Genomic DNA, 16,113 nt, shown 5'->3' with positions numbered 1-16,113 from the left:
GGAGGGGACAGCGGGCAGCGCCGCCGCCGTTGGGGAGTGGCGCCGTTTCCGCACCACCCTCGCCCCGAGCCGCGACACCTCACCGTCCAGCTTCGGGAACAACTCCGTGTCCGTGACCCGCAGCTCGGGCCCGAACAGCGTGGACAGGGCGGGCCGGGCGCGGCCCGTCTGGAGGGAGACGACCTCCCGCAGGACGCCCGTCAGCTGCTCGGTCATCTCCTGCGCGGAGGCGAACCGGCGGGCCGGGTCGGGGTCCGTGGCGCGGACCAGAAGGCGGTAGAACGACTCGTACTGCCGGAAGACCTCGATGTTGTCCGGGTCGGGCAGGGAGTCGACGTAGACGTTCGTGTAGCCCTGGAAGTCGAAGGTCAGAACGGCGAGGGTGCGGGCGACGGTGTAGAGGTCGCTCGCCACGGACGGGCCGGCCTCGGCGACCTCCGGCGCCTGGTAGCCGACCGTGCCGTAGATGGCCGACTCCTCGTCGTCCATCCTGCGGACCGCGCCCATGTCGATCAGCTTGAGCTGGTCCTCGGTCTGGATGGCGTTGTCGACCTTGAAGTCGCAGTACAGCAGGTTGCGGCTGTGCAGATGGCCGAGCGCCTCCAGTGCCTCCAGCCCGTACGCGCAGGCCTGTTCCACCGGTAGCGGGTCGCGCCTGCCCTGCGGGGTGCGGCGGGAGTTGGCGATCTCCTTCAGCGACTTCCCGCCGACGTACTCCATGACGATGTAGCCGTCGAGAGAGCCCGTGCGCTGGTCCAGATGCTCGACGAAGTTGTAGATCCGCACGATGTTGGCGTGCTCGATCTCCGCCAGGAAGCGCCGCTCGGAGATCGCCGCGGCCATCGCGTCCTGGTCGCCGGTGTCCAGCAGACCCTTGAGGACCACCCAGCGGTCGGAGACCGCCCGGTCGACGGCCAGGTAGATCCAGCCCAGACCGCCGTGCGCGAGGCAGCCCACGACCTCGTACTGGCCGTGCACGACGTCCCCGGCCTTCAGCTTCGGCACGAAGGAGTACGGATGGCCGCACTTGGTGCAGAAACCCTCCGTACGGCCCGGACGGTCGCCGCGCGCGCGGCCCACCTGGGCGCCGCAGTCCGAGCGCGAGCAGAACCGCTTCCGCTCGGGCACTTCGGGGTTGTCCAGGACCATTTCGCGCGGGTCGGGCCGCGGGATCGGCGGGACCTGGACCAGTCCGGCGCCCAGCCGGCCCCGGGACGAGGAACCGGCGGCGGAGCCGGAGCTGCGCACCGACACCGAGCGGCCCGTCGCCTTGCCCGACAGGGAGCGCGAGAGGCGTCCCGACACCGAGCGGCGGGACTTCGACGACTGGGACGACGTACGGGAACTGCGGCTGCTGGAACGGGAGCTGCCGCTGCCCCCCGAGCCGCGGGAGCCGCCCTTGCCGCCGGCGGTGATGCCGGTCGGGGGTGACCCGACCATGCCGTTCGACGCGACGACCGGGGCCAGGCCGCAGGTGTCGCAGTACAGTTCGCCGCCGCCCACGTCTTCGTAGGTGCCGCCGCAGGCGGGGCGTTGGCAGGTGCGCTGCGGCTCACCCCGCGTTTCGCCCGGTGACCGGCTCGGCGGTTCGTTCGGTGGTTCGTTCGGTGCCTGACTCACGGACTCCCCCTTGTCGCTCATGCGCCCGGCCCCCTCCGGTCGTCCTCCGGCACGCCCTGGTCCGGCACCCGCGGGCCGCCGAGCAGTTCCACGGCGGCCTGCTGGTAGCGCAGCACGGCCTGTTCGGCGGCGCGCAGATCGCAGGGGGCGCTCCACAGCATGCGGCGGGCCTTCTCGTACCGCTCGACGAGCAGCGTGTCCTCGGCGAAGCCGTGCCGGGCGACCTTCGCCTTGTACGCGTCGAGCCGGCCGCGCAGTTCGGCGCGGACCGCCAGGGGTGCGGTGACCGCGGTCAACGACTCGCGGGCGCGCAGCAGTTCGTCCTCCGCCTTCTCCTCCAGCGACTCCAGAAGCGGGGACAGGCGGTGCCACTGTGCCTGTCTGCGGTACTCCGCGGCCACCGCCAGCTGCTCCTGCAACGCGGTCGGCGGTCCGCTGACGACCGGCACCTCCGTCGCCGCGATCTTCGCGAGGACCTCACCGCGGGCGGTGCGGGCCTCGGCGAGCGTACGGTCCGCGCGGCTGAGGACGTCCCGCAGTCTGACGATCCGCTTCTCGGCGTCCTGCCGTACGGTCAGGACCGCGTCGATCTCCCGGCGTACGTCCTCCAGGGCGCGCGCCTCACGGTCGTACACCGTCGTGTCCGGCCTGCCGCCGCCCGGGGCCGAACTGCCCTCGGCGGCCACCCAGAACGCCAGCGGGTCCGACACCACCTCCTCGCGCAGCTTCGTGAGCGTGCGGGTGATGCGCTCCAGATCGTCACCCGCCGGGTGCTCGCCGCGGCGCACCCCGACCGAGTGCGCGAGCCGGCGGGTGCGCTGGAGTTCGGCCGCCAGCAGATCGATCCGGGCGGGCAGCGCCGACCAGACCGCGTCGGCCGCGACGACCATGTCCAGGCTCGTCGCGTACAGCTCGTTCATCCGGTCGACGAGGGTGGCGAGCGAGTAGCGTTCGCTGAGTTTGTTCCCCGTGCCGTGCAGGGTCGGGGCGTTGGCCGTCGCGGTGGCGCTGCCCGCGACCGTGACCGACTCGCCGTTCAGCAGCTCCGTCAGCTCCACCAGGTCCTCGCGACTGGACCAGCGGCGCCGGGCGCGGATGTCCCGGGCGGTGCGCAAGGCGTCCGTGTACGCGTCGAAGTACGTCCACAGCAGCGTGATCGACGCCTCTGTGGACGTCCATCGCTCCTGGGTGACGCCGGTGAGTTCGGCGCCCTCCAGGAGTCTGCGGCCCGCGTGGTCCTGGAGGGCGAGGAGCGAGGTCTCGATCGCCTCGTGCTCCGCGCCGAGCCGCGCCAGCGCACGGTCCACCTCGTCCCGGTCCATCACCGGCCCGGTGGATCCCGTGACGCCCATCGATCACCTCTCGCTGCGGTTGTGCCGGTTGGGGGGTCGGTGCGGTTGTCAGGTCGTGCGCAGGTACTGCGGTGCCGGTGGTTCCGACTTCTCCGAAACCTTGCCCAGTGTCGCCGACAGCCATTTGTCGTACGACGCCTGCCAGCCGGTCGCGGTGTCCTTGCGGTAGTCGACCAGGATCTGGTTGACCCGGCGTACCAGATCGTCGGCGTCCTTCTTCATCGCCACGCCGTAGTACTCGGCAGTGAAGGCGTCACCCTTGAGCTCGACCGTCGGATCCTGTGCCGCCTGGCTCGCGGCGAGCGCGCCGTCGGTGACCACCGCGTCGGCCTCGCCGAGCTGGAGCCTGACCAGGCAGTCGAGTTGGTTCGGGACGGTCTTGGAGATGTCGGTGGTGGCGGGGAGTTTGCCGTCCTGCTGGTCCGCTTTCAGCGTGGAGTACGCCGTGGAGCCCGTCGCCGTGCAGATCCGCTTCCCGGCGAGCGTGTCGTCGTAGCCCTTGATGGGTGAGGACTTGGGGGCCAGGACCTGCTGTCCCGTCTTGAAGTACGGCGCGGAGAAGGCGACGTCGTCGATGCGCTCGCAGTTGATCGTCATCGTGCGGACGACCATGTCCACGAGGTCGTCCTGAATCGCCGGGATGCGCTGGTTGGTGGGGATCGCCTTGAACTGGACCGCCTTCGGGTCGCCGAGTATGTCCTCGGCGATGCGGTGGACCAGGTCGATGTCGAAGCCCTCGAGCTCCGCGGTCTTGCCGCTGTTGGGGTTGCGGTAGCCCCAGCGGTAGCTGTTCTGGTCGACGCCGACGATCAGCTTGCGCTTGTCGCCCTGGCGGTTCTTGATCGCCTGGATGGTGTCGCCGTCGGCGGAGGAGGGCGACAGGGTCTGCTTCTCGGGGTCTTTGCAGTCCTCTGCGGCCTTCTCGGCCTTGACCCGGGCCGACTGGGCGACGGCCTGGCCGTCCACGGTCCTCGGCCCGGACAGCGGGACGCACAGTGCGAAGACGGCCACCAGGGCGCAGACGACCGCCATCGCGGCCACCCCTCCCCAGCCCTTCAGACTGGCCCGCAGACGTCGTGCTCGCATGGTCGCGCCCCCTTTCACCCGTGTCCCGTTCACCCGTGTCTCGTTCATCGGTACTCCGACAGCCTGCGGCCGATGCCCAGCACCGCGCCCGCGGCACCGAGCACCGCGAGGACGGCCGCGCCTGCCGACAGGCCCGTCAGGGCGTCCCGGCCGTCACCGGCCGCACGCTTGAACTCGGTCTCCTCGTGCGCGAGTGCCGTGCGCAGGTTCTCGTCGACGCTGTCGAAGCACTCGCCGGTCGTCTTCCCGGTGCCGATGACCTTGTCCAGCGCCTGCTGGTAGTTGCCCTTCTCGTCCTCGTCGCGGGCCGCGGTGTGGCGCTTCTTCCACTCCGTCATGTTGCCGACGGCGGCGGTGACGGGGCTTTCGCCCGATGCGTCGTCGGCGAGCTCGCCGGCGGCCGCCAGGTACTTGCCCAGGGCGCTCATGTCCGTGCGGAAGTCGTAGTCGTAGGCGTCGTAGGTCTCTTTGCCGACCTTCTTCGTCTCGGCGCCGCGGGCCACCAGGGTCAGGTTCTCGTTGCCCCTGGCCCTGAGGGAGGCGATACGGGCGTCGTGCAGCACGTTCAGGGAGCGGACGCCGTGGTCGTAGGAGTCGTTCAGGCCCGCGCGGGCGACGCTGTGGCCGACGACCAGCCAGAGAAGGACCACGGTCGCGGTGGCCGTGGCGGCGACCAGGCCGTGGTTGAGGACGCGGTTGGTGCGCTGGTAGTTGCGGTGCTGGGCCCAGGCGAGGGCGGCCAGGGCGGCGATGCCGAGGGCGATGGCGGCCCAGGGGTAGGGCGTGGCGTCCGCGTAGTCCGCGCGCAGGCGCTGGTTCTCCTTCTTGTACAGGTCCTCCGCCGCCGGGAGCATCTCCTGCTGCATCTTCTCGTTGGCGTAGCGGAGGTAGGCGCCGCCGACCGGGAAGCCCTGGCGGTTGTAGGTGCGGGCGCGTTCGACCAGGCCCTTGTACTCCGGGAGGAGTCTGTTGAGTTTCGCGATGGTCGCCGCGGACGGGGAGTCCGGGTCCGAGTTGGCGGCGGCGTTGACGAGTTTCTCCGCGGCCGTGCGGATGTCCTTCTCGTAGCGGTCGCGGGAGGCGGCCGTCTCCTGGCCGCCGGCGAGGAAGCCGCTGGAGGCGGCGGTGTTGGCGTCCGCGAGGGAGCGGTAGATGTCGGCCGCGTCCGAACTGAGGGGCTGGCTGCTGGTGAGGACGTCGTCGGCGGCGGCCGCGCGGTCGGTCATCTGCCAGGCGGTGACGGCGCCGAAGGCGACGACGAGGAGCGCGAGCAGGGCGCCGATGACGCGGAGGCGGCCGGGCTCTGTGGTGGCGGCGGCCCTGAGTCGGTCCAGCCCCTCGGCGAAGGCGGTACGGCGGGGCTGAGGTTCAGTTGGGCCGTGGGGGGCTCGGGCCGGTGGTGCGGGTGGTGCCGGTTGGGCCGGCACGGCCGGGAGCGTGGACATGCCCGGCCCCGTTGGTGGTGTGCCGCTCGTCGGCAGGTGTGTCACTGTGACCTCCCCCATGGTCATCCGTCGCCGCAAGTATCCCTTCCGGCACTGACATCCGCACCGGCCTTGCCTCGATCTTGATCTGATCACAACGCGAGGCACCACCCCTTGCCCAGAAACACGTCAGAGGAATCGGTTCGGTTCCGCCGGGAATGCGCACAGCTACTCCACATAGCGGCGAAACCCTTGCGCCAGCGCTTTGAAGCCGCACGCTTCGTAGAAGCGGTGGACGTACTCGTCGTCCGCCGCCAGCAACTGCACCTTGTAACAGCCGGCCGACTCCCCCAGCCGCACGGCCGCCTCCATCAGCCGACGCCCGACGCCCCGCCGCTGGAAGCGTCCGGCCACCACCACGTTCTCCACGAACAGGATGGCCCGGCCGCCACGGGTGAGGTTCGGCATCACGACGCAGTCCACCGTCCCGGCCACGACACCGTCGGCCTCGGCGACCAGGACGGTCCGCCCCTGCTGCCCGGATATGTCCGCCCAGACGGCTTCCGCGGCCGCCTGGGACAACGGCGCGTCGTCCGGGTTCAGTTCGCCGTAGAGGCCCAGCAGCGCCGCCAGATCCGCCTCGGCTGCCGCCCGTGTCGTGATCTTCATGGGCTGAGCGTAGAGCGAGGGCCTGCCCGGGCAGTGGCCTTCAGCGGAGCCTGACCGTCACTCCCCTGACGGTGTCTCCCCGCGGCGGAGCACGATCAGGGTCGTTCCGCCGATCAGGACCAGGGCTATGGCGATGCCGACGATGAGAGGAGTGACTCCGGAGCTGCCGGTTTCGGCGAGGTTGGTGTCCGTGGCCGTGCCACCCACGGAGGCCGGGCTCGGTTCGCTGAGGGTCTGTGTCGCCGTGCCCGTCTCGCTGCCCTGGATCAGGCAGTCCAGCATGCCGGTGAAGCGCTGGGTGAAGCCGCCCGGGCCGTGGATCGTGAAGTCGTAGGCCTGGTCCTCCTGGAGCGGGACCGTCACCGTTCGGGACTCACCCGCGGCGATGGTGTGCTCGAGTCCGGCGAGTTCGAAGGTGAAGGGCTCGTCGCCCTTGTTGGACGCGATGATGTCCACACCCCCCTCGGCGCAGTTCTTCGCCGCCGTCAGTGCCGGGATCGGGCCCTCCTTCGCCCAGGTCGCCCCGGCCGTCGCCGACACCGTCGACTCGCTGGAACCGGCCAGGATCTGCGTCTGGCTCCGGCTCTCGGAGGCGAAGGCACGGCCGACCGGCACGGTGGTCGAGGCCTGCACGGTCAGCTCCGCCGTGCCGGCCGCCGCGTCCTTGGGCACCTCGAAGAACACCTGTCCGCCGTCGGACGTGGAGGTGACGGCCTTGCCCTGCCTGTCGACGATCCGGACCCCGCTCGTGGCGGCGTCCACGGGCGGGCTCACCGTCACACTGCGGGCGTCGGTGCGCACCGTCACCGGACCCAGCCGCTCCCCCGGCCGGCCGGAGACCGCCGGCGGGTCGAGGGTCAGCGAGGCCCGGGGCTCGGGCCGGTTCCGGGCGTTCTTCCCCAGGTAGTCCGCGAGCTGCTCGGCCTGCGGGTCGAGGGCGTCGACGGCCACGTCGTCCGAGTAACGCCAGATCGCCACCTGCGTGCCGGCCGCCGCGTCCTGCTCGGTCAGCGCACCGCGGACGCCCGCCTTCCGTGCCAGCGCCGCGAGGTCGTTCACCTGCGGGTAGGAGTTCTGAAGGATCCAGCGGATCCGGCCGGCGTCCTTGTTGGCGCCCAGGGACGTGCCGCTCCAGGGCGTCTCGTGGTACTTGGCGTCCCGCTGCGTCGGGTTGTGCAGGTCGACGCAGTACGTCTGGAGCATGCCGCCGCCCTCGACGGACATCTCGAACAGGCCCGCCGACACCTGCTGGTCCCCGGTGCCGCCGTGTATCACCGCGGTGCCGTACGTCTTGAGCCCGGCTATCGTCGCGGTCGCTCCGCCCTGACTCGGCGTGGTCTCCTCGGCGGCCGCCTGGCCGGCGCCGGCCAGGCCGCCCGCGGCGACCAGCCCGGACACCAGCGTCGCGGCACCGAGGCGGGCAGCCCCTCGCCTGCGTGCGAACACCGCAGAGAACGAAGCAAACACCAAATTCCCCTTCGAGCAGGACCCGTCGATGTGGGGGGTACGGTCCCACCAGCAGAATCAGAAGCCTCGCAGGCCGCAAGAGCCCCGAGAGCCATGCCCGGCATCCTAGGTACGCGGCGGACGCCGCTCGCCGGTGAGACGGTCGGACGAGTGATCCGACTCGGAATCGTTATCGCCAAGACCCCTTGTGAGCAGGGCTTATCGACAAGTCCACCGCCGATTTTTCGGTGCGCACTCGCCGATAAGCCGCAGTTCGGGCAGGCGGTCGGGTGATTGACCTCACGCCAATACGGCGGCGCCCGGAGGCCGTTGGGCGGTCGCGTCCGTAGGATCCGGGACCCGATCCGGCGAACCCCCTGGCGGTGTCTCCCAGTTGGGCTCCGGCTGCGTCGGCGCGGACGCCGTCTCCGGCTTGCCCGCGCGGCGGAACGCCGAGGTGCCCCAGGCCAGGTCGTGGCCGATCGCGACCGCGTCGATGTCCGCCGAGGTCCAGCTCTGCCCCTCGCGCATATCGGTCCGCACCTTCAGCCTGCCCTGGACGATCACGGGCTCGCCCACCGTCAGCGACGCCGCCGTGTTCGTGGCGAGCTGCCGGTTGGCCCACACCGTGAAGAAGTTGGTGTGCCCGTCCGTCCACATGTTCTTCTCGCGGTCCCAGTAGCGCGCGGTCACGGCCATCCGGAACCTCGCCGACGGGCCGGACGCCATCTCCCGGTACACCGGCTGCGTCGCCACCCTGCCGACCGCGCAGACCATCGTCTCGTTCATCGCGAACCCCTCCCTCACCCGGACTGCGACACCGGGCCGACGCGTACGGGCCCGTCCCGTACGGCTGTGTCCGCCAGACTGCCGCCGCCGGGCCGAGCCCGCTGGGCGCTGTGGATCACCACCCGCCTGTGGACAACGCCGCCACCCGGACGGGTGACGCCGAGTGGTGTGACGCCGAGTGGTGCGTTCCGCCAAGTGGCGAGTGATGGGGGGTGGTGAGTGACGCCAAGTGGCGAGTGATGGGGGTGGTGAGTGACGCCGAGTGACGTCTGCGGCCCGTCACAACCGCCAGGCCTCCCCCTGAGTCACCGTCCCGGCCCGGCGTCAGCTCCCCGCCCCCACCACCCTCGCGTACTGCTCCCGGACCTCCCGGTACCGCAGCAGCTCCGCCGCCACCGGATCCAGCACCCGGGCCCTCCCGCACCCGGCCGCCGCGTCACGCAACCGGCGTTCCGCCTCCAGGCCGTAGCGCCGGGCCGGCCCCCGCGCCGCCATCCGGCAGCCCCACTCGATGAGCGGCCCGCCGACGATGCCGATCACCATCAACAGCACCGGCACGCCCAGGTTCGGCGACATGACCCCGACGATCTGGCCCAGCAGCCACAGCCCGCCCAGGAACTGAAGGATGGTCATGGACGCCTGGGACAGTACGGCCATCGGCCACCACCCCGGCCGCGGCGGCCGCCCCGTCGGCACTCCCGCGCGCACGCTCAGCTCGTCCAGCGCCTCGGGCAGCCCCTGGGAGCCGCGGACGGCCGCCTCGCGCACCGCCTGCGCCCAGGGTGCGGGCAGACCGGCCGAGGCCCGGTCCGCCACCGTCCGTACCGCGTGCTCGACCCGCTGCCGGGCGGTGGCCTCCTCGTCGGCCTGCGTGCGCGAGGGGAGCCGCCCCGTGGTGGGCTCGCCGCGGTCCTGGTACCAGCGCCACAACCGCAGCCAGGGCGTGCCGCACGCGCGGTTGGCGTTGCGCAGCCACGCGCGTTCGGCGGCCTCGCCCGCCGCCGTGGCGCCCACGGCGTCCGCGAGCCGGTCCGCGAACTCCTCCCGGGCCTGTTCGCTGAGCCCGGTCCGTCGCTGCGTGGCGTAGACGGGCCACAGCCGGGCCGCCGCGATGTCCACGTCGGCCGAGATACGGCGGGCCGGCGCCGTGCGCTCGGCGACGAACTGGCCGAGCGCCTCGCGCAGTTCACCGACGCCGTCCCCGGTGAGCCCGGACAGGGCGAGCACGGTCGTACCCGCTTCGCCGTACTCCCCGAGGGCGATGCCGTCCTCGTCGAGGAGCCGCCGCAGATCGTCCAGGACCTGCTCGGCGGCCTCCCCTGGCAGCCGGTCGATCTGGTTGAGGACGACGAACATGACCTCCGCGTGGGCCGCCATCGGCCGCAGATAGCGCTCGTGGAGGACGGCGTCGGCGTACTTCTCCGGGTCGACGACCCAGATGACCGCGTCGACGAGCGCCAGGATGCGGTCCACGTGCTCGCGGTGCTGTACGGCCGCGGAGTCGTGGTCGGGCAGGTCGATGAGGACGAGTCCGCGCAGCTGGGAGTCCCCGTCCCCGGTCGGCAGCGGACGCCGGCGCAGCCGGGGCGGGATGCCGAGCCGTTCGATGAGGCTCGCGGCCCCGTCGCTCCAGCTGCACGCGATGGGCGCCGCGGTGGTGGGACGGCGTACTCCCGTCTCCGAGATGGCGACCCCGGCGAGCGCGTTGAACAGCTGGGACTTGCCGCTGCCCGTGGCGCCCGCGATGGCGACGACGGTGTGCTGCCCGGAGAGCCTGCGCCGCGCGGACGCCTCGTCGAGCACCCGGCCCGCCTCCGCCAGCGTCCGGCTGTCGAGCCGGGTGCGGGAGAGCCCCACCAGTTCACGCAACGCCTCCAGCCGGGACCGCAGCGGCCCGTCGTACACCAGCGGGGACACCGTCGGCGGGACGGCGGTACGACTGTCCATCACGGCGTACTGGTTCGCTCCGGTGGTCTCGTCGACCCGCCGTGCGATGAGCCCGTCGTCCCAGGCGCCCGTGGAGTCCGTGGAGCCCGTGGAGCCCGTACGAGAGTCCGCAGGGGGGTCCGTACGGGAATCCGTACCGGAGTCCGTACGGGAGGAGGGGTCGCCGTCCGGCACGCGCGCGTGGGCGTCATCCGCGCACTCGCCCCCGGAAGCGTTCGGGGAACTGTTCGCGGAGGTGTTCGCGGGGTTCGCGGGGTTCGCGGGGTTCGCGGGGGCGTTCTCGGGTGCGTTCTCGGGTGCGTTCGGCGATGGGTTCCCGGCGGCTCCCGCCTTGTCCGCGTCGCCCGGCTGGTCGGCGCGCTCGGTGTGGTCCTGGTCAGTGACGGCGGTCACCGGTCACCTCTCCTTCTGCAGTACGGACAGGGCGGCGATGAGTTCGGCCTGGGGCTCCGGATGGACGTCGAGGGCGTCGAGCGGGGCGAGCCGGCGCTCACGCTCGGCGTGCAGGACCCGGTCGACGTGCTCGGTGAGCAGCCGTCYGGCCCTGTCGCGCAGCCGCAGCGCGCCGTGGGCGCCGATCCGCTCGGCGAGCCCCTCCCCGGCCATCCGCCCCCGGCGGCCGCCCAGCAGGGAGGTGGCGACCAGGGCGGCGACCAGCTCGGGGTCGGGCGCGAGGTTCCGGTCGAGCTCGCGCACCTCGTCCTCGGCCTGCTCCTCGAGCTCCCGCCGCCACCGCCGTACGGCGAGACCGATCCGGTGCTCGGCGCTCTCCGCGGCGGGTTCACGGTCGGCGAGCCCGGGTGCGGCCGCCGCGGGTTCGCGCCGCCAGGCGTCGTCGATGCGCTCGTCGGCGGCGGTGACGGCGCACAGCAGCAGTGTGCTCAGGCTCTCCACGAGCGCATCGAGGAGTTCGCCTGCAGTGCAGTCCAGAGGGAAGGCGCGCCACCGCTTGAGGGCGTCCCCGGCGAGCACCGCCCCGGCCTGCAAGCGCCCTCGCACGCGCGCGTGCTCGCTGTCGTACGCCCCGTCGACGGAGGCGGTGAGCCGCAGCGCGGCGGCGTACTGTGCGGCGGCGGCGCCGGCCAGCGCGGGCATCCGGGACTTGAGGGAGTCGAGGACGCCGTGCGCGGTGCGGGCCATGACCTGCTGCCGGGCCGCCGGGTCCTGGACCTGGTGGACCAGCCAGGTGCGCAGCTGGGCCACGGCGCTGGCCGGCAGGAGACCACCGCCCCAGGCCGACTCGGGCAGTTCGGGCACGGTGAACCGCGGTACCTGGCCGAGTCCGGCCTTGGTGAGCAGGGCCCCGTACTGCCGTGACACCTCGGCGACCACCTGGTGGGGCACGCGGTCCAGGACGGTGACGAGGGTGACGTCGTACTCCTTGGCGGTGCGCAGCATGTGCCAGGGGACGGCGTCGGCGTAGCGGGCGGCCGTGGTGACCATGATCCAGATGTCGGCCGCGCAGATGAGCTCGGCGGCCAGGACGCGGTTGTCGGAGACCAGGGAGTCGATGTCGGGGGCGTCGAGGAGGGCGAGGCCGGGCGGCAGCGTCTCGACGGTCTCGACGCGCATCACGCGCGCGGGGTTCTCGCCCGGGAGCAGCAGATCGTCCGTGGGGTCCTGCTGGGGTACCCACACGCGGGTGAGATCGGGCAGCACGCGCATCCCGCTGAACCAGTGATGGTCCTCCGGATGGCAGACCAGCACGGGCGTCCGTGTCGTCGGCCGCAGTACTCCGGCCTCACTGACCCGCCGTCCCACGAGGGAGTTCACCAGCGTGGACTTCCCGGCTCCGGTAGAGCCCCCCACGACGGCCAGAAGTGGCGCTTCGGGGTCTCTCAGCCGGGGCACCAAATAGTCGTCGAGCTGGGCGAGCAGTTCGTCGCGGCTGGCACGCGCGCGTGCGGCCCCCGCCAGGGGCAGCGGAAAGCGTGCGGCGGCGACACGGTCGCGCAGGGCGGAGAGTGCGTTGAGCAGCTGAGGCCGTACGTCCAAGGTCACCACATGCGAAGAATGCCCAATTTTAGGGGAATTCTGAAGCATATGAGCATGTCTGCGCGCCGATAGAACACAAGGGACGGAAGGGACTACTGGGACACTGGGCGACTCCAGGCATAACGAGTGCACAACACCCGATGCCTCTGGCGCCAAAAGCGGTGCACGATTCGTACCTGCCTGCGATTATCAGGACCGCTTCACCGAACCTCCACATCGAGCCACGGAGGCGAAGCAACAGGGACAAGGACGCGGGAGCCCTATCCTTGTCCCCGGCAACGTCACGGATCGGCCCACACCAGGGCACCACGACAGAGGCCACCACACCGGCCCCCGTAGCTCAGTGGATAGAGCAGGCGCCTTCTAAGCGCTTGGCCGCAGGTTCGAGTCCTGCCGGGGGCGCACATCCCCTCTGACCAGCGGAAACGCTGGTCATCTTTTTTGCTGGCCCAAAGCACATCGCTCTGACAGCAAGCGCCTTGACTGCCCACGCCCATGGGCGCGACCATCAGGGCATGGCATCCGAGCGCTACGACCTCGGTCCGATGGTGGCTAGCTGGAAGCGCTCCCTGCGCGCACGCAACCGTTCGGACAACACCGTCAGGATCTACTCAACCGCCGCGGACGGGCTTCGCGACTTCCTACTCGAGGAGTACGAACCCGCCGACCAGGACGCGAAGTCTGCGCCCGAAGAGCTCGACGAGATCCACCGCGAGCACATCGAGGCGTACCTCATGACGACGACGCATCGCACGAGCGCGAGCAACGCCAACATTCATTACCGCGCCTTGAAAACCATGTTCAACTGGCTAGTTGAGGAGGAAGAGCTTGATCGTCACCCCATGCGCAGCATGAAGCCACCGAGCAAGCCCGACGTCGAGGTGCCAGTGATCCCCGACGCTCACCTCAAGAAGCTCTTCCAGACCGTCAAGGGCAAGGGATACGCCGAACGCCGCGACGCAGCAATGCTGATGGTGTTCGCCGACACGGGCGTGCGACTGTCGGAGTGCACCGACCGCAAGGTCGGCGACCTCGACCTCGACCTCAACGTGCTTCGCGTGTTGGGGAAGGGGTCAAAATGGCGTACCGTCCCGTTCGGCCGGACGACGGCTCAGGCGCTCGACCGGTACCTGCGGGCCGCGGCGAAGCACAAGGGCAAGCCCCTCACAGACGACATGTGGCTGTGGTGGGGCGCCGACCGGCGACACGTGTACCACCGCTTCACCATCTGGGGCGTGGGGCAGATGCTCAAGAAGCGCTGCAAGGAGGCCGGCATTCCTCCGTACCACCCGCACCAGTTCAGGCACACGTTCGCCCATCACTGGAAGCTCGACGGGGGCAACGACGACGACCTGATGCGCATCACCGGATGGACGTCGCCGGCGATGGTCGCCAGATACGGCAAGTCGGCCGGGGCGGAGCGAGCGAGGAAGGCGCACCAGCGGCACAGCCCGCTCGACCGGCTCATGTGACCGCGTTCGAAGATGACTGCGCCCCGGCGACCGGCGTCGGCGCTTGCCGGTCGTTCGGGGCGTTGCAGTGGCGGCTCGAGCTCAAGGTTCGGGGCGTGATACCTCGAGCGCACCGATCAGCCGCGGCACTCGCACGCATAGCAGCGCGAGCGCCGCGGCTTCGTCCATTTGGCCGGGGTCATGGGCGAGTCGTACGTACGCCCCGAAGTCTCTGTACATCATCGGCGTATCGTCGTCGAGCTCGACCTCTTCGACGCGCACCTCTGTCACCTGACCCCCTATCCCGCCCGGCTAACCTGGGCATGCCAGGATCGCACAAGCGTTCGAACCGCGCGAGGCCAGATCACTGTACGTCCGAATGCACCGGATGCGCAGGGTTCACACCTGTAACTTTGGGTCACGCAAGGCGTTCACCCGAACGGGTGAGCCTGTGTGACAGAACAGCCGCCGAAAACGCTGTCTATGCCTCGGTCTGAGCCTCAGCCTGCCAGCGCTCGGCGACGGCGCGAGCCTTCGGGGTGTCGCCGCCGGCGTCGAGCGTCCGGATCAGCGTCGCCGGGGCACCCTCGGTGAGCTCTTCCTCGGTGTAGCCGATGAGCTGTAGGTGCGCTGCGGCACCGACGACCGGGCGCGGCAGCCCGAGACCCGCCGCGAGCGCAGAGACGAGCTGCGCCGTGATGTTGTACCCCTGATCGTTGATGATCTTCGCGATCAGGCTCTTACCGGGCGCGTACCCCGTTTCCGGGTCTTCCGCTCGCGCGGCAAACTCGCGCGTGCTCCAGCGCTTCCCTTCGCCGACCTGCGACTTAACGAGCTCGGTGAGTGCGTCGCGCTGCTCCAGCATGGTTCCGCCTCTCTCCGATTTACTCGTTTCCACACCGCCCGTCGGGTCGAGAGGTGAAAATACCAGGTCATCGCGTGCAACCCTTTTGCGCTTGCCGTTCATTGTCCACGATCGCGGGCAGTTGCGGGGCGCTGACGGCGACTCCTGTCGAAAATTGCCGAATTCCTCCCCTGCCCACGCACGTGGACACTGCACAAGCGGTGTGCTTTAGTGGGACTGCCCACGAGCGTGGGCAGCAACACGGAGGCACTCGTATGACCCCTGCCCGCATGCATCTGCACGACGGCGAAACGCTCCGAACACTGATGCAACGGGCGCCGGGCGGGTCGGTCACGATCGAAGAGCTCGGCGAGCGAGTCGGGTTGTCGAAGTCGAAAGTCGGGATGCTGCTGTCGGGCGAACGCCCCACAGTCACCCGTGAAAAGGCCGACGACATATGCAGGGTGCTCGGCGTCCACAGGGGCGCTCTCTTTTTTGAGCCACTGCCCACGCCCATGGGCACGGACAACACAGGAGGAACCCGCCATGCCTGCCATGGACACGAACGAGCGGTCGCTGCGGATGCGGATCGCGGCGCACAAGAGCTGGGCGAACACGACGGATCGGTCCGGCCGTACCGCCGCCGCGCGTAAGGCGTCGCACTGGACGCGCTTCCTCGACATGGCTCGCGAGCAGCACCCCGACGCGACCGAGAAGCAGATCGAGGAGATCGCCGGGTCGATGCGTAAGGCGCACTTCACCGAGCTCGCGCTTCGGTCGGCGGCATCTCGTCGGATCGCGGCACAGACGCGGCGCTCGAAGCGCACGGCCGCCGCGCGCGCCGCGGTCGAGGAATACGACGCCGACCGCGGCAACGCCGCTGCCTGATCCCCGACGCGAGTCGGGGCCGGCCCGGACCGGCATCCGGATCGACCCCTGTCGGCTCGCACCCCACCAACCAGAGCAGGAAGTGAGGCGATCGCCTTGAGCGCTCAGCCTACCGAACGCCCGCACGAGCTCACCGACTTCGACCGGTCGGCCGGCAACGAGCTCGCGGTGTGCGCGATGCTCGATTACCTCAACCTCCCTGCGGCGACCCTCACGCCGCGACCCGACGTCGTGCACGTCACCGTGATCGACTCCCGTGACCTCGCGCGCTGGATGTACGCGCTCGGCGGCGAGCTCGTCCAGACCGGCGGCAGCCGCGAGGACGGCGTCACGCTGTGGACGCTGCGCACCACGACCCCTGTACGCGGCGACGGATCGACGGTCCCCGTCCGCGTGCACGCCGCGGTCGCCGAGGGCGTCGACGTCCTCGCCGAGCTGCGCCCCGGGGGTGCCCGGTGACCACAAACCCGAACGTGCTCCCCGCAGCCGACTTGATCGACGAAGCGATGAGCCAGGCCGCGGCAGCGGCCGACCCTCCCGTCGACGTCGCGGCCGCTGCCGCGGCCTGGCTCATCGCTTCGTCGATCAAGTCGGCTGCGGGG

The 16,113-nt window shown here is 70.6% G+C and carries 15 protein-coding genes and 1 tRNA gene; 5 read left to right on the top strand and 11 right to left on the bottom strand.

What is annotated here, in order from left to right; all coding sequences use genetic code 11:
* From CA983_RS26950 to CA983_RS26910, 9 genes are all read right to left on the bottom strand, one after another.
* Positions 1–1,503: serine/threonine protein kinase (locus CA983_RS26950; protein WP_158101892.1), on the bottom strand; the 1,503-nt coding region annotated here is incomplete at its 3' end.
* 134 nt (positions 1,504–1,637) lie between these two features.
* The gene (locus tag CA983_RS26945; RefSeq protein WP_086603434.1) at positions 1,638–2,972 is read right to left on the bottom strand and encodes a coiled-coil domain-containing protein; all 1,335 of its coding nucleotides are present in this window, start codon (positions 2,970–2,972) and stop codon (positions 1,638–1,640) included.
* A gap of 48 nt (positions 2,973–3,020) precedes the next feature.
* Positions 3,021–4,058 carry a glutamate ABC transporter substrate-binding protein gene (locus CA983_RS26940; RefSeq protein ID WP_086603436.1) on the bottom strand — a complete coding sequence of 346 codons (1,038 nt, stop codon included), beginning with the start codon at positions 4,056–4,058 and terminating at the stop codon, positions 3,021–3,023.
* A 44-nt stretch (positions 4,059–4,102) separates the two neighbouring features.
* The gene (locus CA983_RS26935; protein ID WP_086603433.1) at positions 4,103–5,503 is read right to left on the bottom strand and encodes a hypothetical protein; all 1,401 of its coding nucleotides are present in this window, start codon (positions 5,501–5,503) and stop codon (positions 4,103–4,105) included.
* 207 nt (positions 5,504–5,710) lie between these two features.
* Positions 5,711–6,151 (bottom strand): GNAT family N-acetyltransferase, encoded by a 441-nt coding sequence (locus CA983_RS26930; protein ID WP_086603432.1) that lies wholly within the window; start codon positions 6,149–6,151, stop codon positions 5,711–5,713.
* A gap of 57 nt (positions 6,152–6,208) precedes the next feature.
* Complete coding sequence (locus CA983_RS26925) at positions 6,209–7,618, bottom strand: Cys-Gln thioester bond-forming surface protein (protein ID WP_086603431.1); 1,410 nt, start codon at positions 7,616–7,618, stop codon at positions 6,209–6,211.
* Positions 7,619–7,897: 279 nt separating this feature from the next.
* Entirely contained in the window at positions 7,898–8,386 is a 489-nt protein-coding gene (locus tag CA983_RS26920) for a single-stranded DNA-binding protein (RefSeq protein ID WP_086603430.1), read from the bottom strand.
* Positions 8,387–8,710: 324 nt separating this feature from the next.
* Positions 8,711–10,726: a YfjP family GTPase gene (locus tag CA983_RS26915; RefSeq protein ID WP_086603429.1), complete on the bottom strand. Its 2,016-nt coding sequence runs from the start codon at positions 10,724–10,726 to the stop codon at positions 8,711–8,713.
* 3 nt (positions 10,727–10,729) lie between these two features.
* Positions 10,730–12,337 carry a dynamin family protein gene (locus CA983_RS26910; RefSeq protein ID WP_086603428.1) on the bottom strand — a complete coding sequence of 536 codons (1,608 nt, stop codon included), beginning with the start codon at positions 12,335–12,337 and terminating at the stop codon, positions 10,730–10,732.
* 320 nt (positions 12,338–12,657) lie between these two features.
* Here CA983_RS26910 and CA983_RS26905 point away from each other — a divergent pair.
* Together CA983_RS26905 and CA983_RS26900 are read left to right on the top strand one after the other, a co-directional pair.
* Positions 12,658–12,730: transfer RNA gene (locus tag CA983_RS26905), tRNA-Arg, on the top strand.
* A gap of 113 nt (positions 12,731–12,843) precedes the next feature.
* Positions 12,844–13,800 carry a tyrosine-type recombinase/integrase gene (locus tag CA983_RS26900; protein ID WP_244207120.1) on the top strand — a complete coding sequence of 319 codons (957 nt, stop codon included), beginning with the start codon at positions 12,844–12,846 and terminating at the stop codon, positions 13,798–13,800.
* An 81-nt stretch (positions 13,801–13,881) separates the two neighbouring features.
* On the opposite strand, the gene CA983_RS26895 is transcribed toward CA983_RS26900, so the two are convergent.
* Entirely contained in the window at positions 13,882–14,061 is a 180-nt protein-coding gene (locus tag CA983_RS26895) for a hypothetical protein (protein WP_086603427.1), read from the bottom strand.
* 199 nt (positions 14,062–14,260) lie between these two features.
* Positions 14,261–14,746, bottom strand: a complete 486-nt coding sequence (locus tag CA983_RS26890) for a hypothetical protein (protein WP_244207119.1) — start codon at positions 14,744–14,746, stop codon at positions 14,261–14,263.
* 152 nt (positions 14,747–14,898) lie between these two features.
* Here CA983_RS26890 and CA983_RS49655 point away from each other — a divergent pair, with 152 nt between their 5' ends.
* The 3 genes from CA983_RS49655 to CA983_RS26875 all read left to right on the top strand — a co-directional run bounded on the left by CA983_RS49655 (position 14,899) and on the right by CA983_RS26875 (position 15,970).
* Entirely contained in the window at positions 14,899–15,276 is a 378-nt protein-coding gene (locus tag CA983_RS49655) for a helix-turn-helix domain-containing protein (protein ID WP_086603425.1), read from the top strand.
* On the top strand, positions 15,170–15,511 hold the full coding sequence (locus tag CA983_RS26880) for a hypothetical protein (RefSeq protein ID WP_086603424.1): 342 nt from the start codon (positions 15,170–15,172) through the stop codon (positions 15,509–15,511). The genes CA983_RS49655 and CA983_RS26880 overlap by 107 nt, the downstream gene beginning before the upstream one ends.
* A gap of 96 nt (positions 15,512–15,607) precedes the next feature.
* Positions 15,608–15,970, top strand: a complete 363-nt coding sequence (locus CA983_RS26875; RefSeq protein WP_086603423.1) for a hypothetical protein — start codon at positions 15,608–15,610, stop codon at positions 15,968–15,970.
* Positions 15,971–16,113: the final 143 nt, after the last annotated feature.

It is taken from the genome of Streptomyces swartbergensis (genome assembly GCF_002148965.1).
In the GTDB taxonomy this organism is placed as follows: domain Bacteria; phylum Actinomycetota; class Actinomycetes; order Streptomycetales; family Streptomycetaceae; genus Streptomyces; species Streptomyces swartbergensis.
The sequence above is the reverse complement of the archived record's forward strand: the minus strand, read 5'-3'. Positions and strand labels throughout refer to the sequence as shown.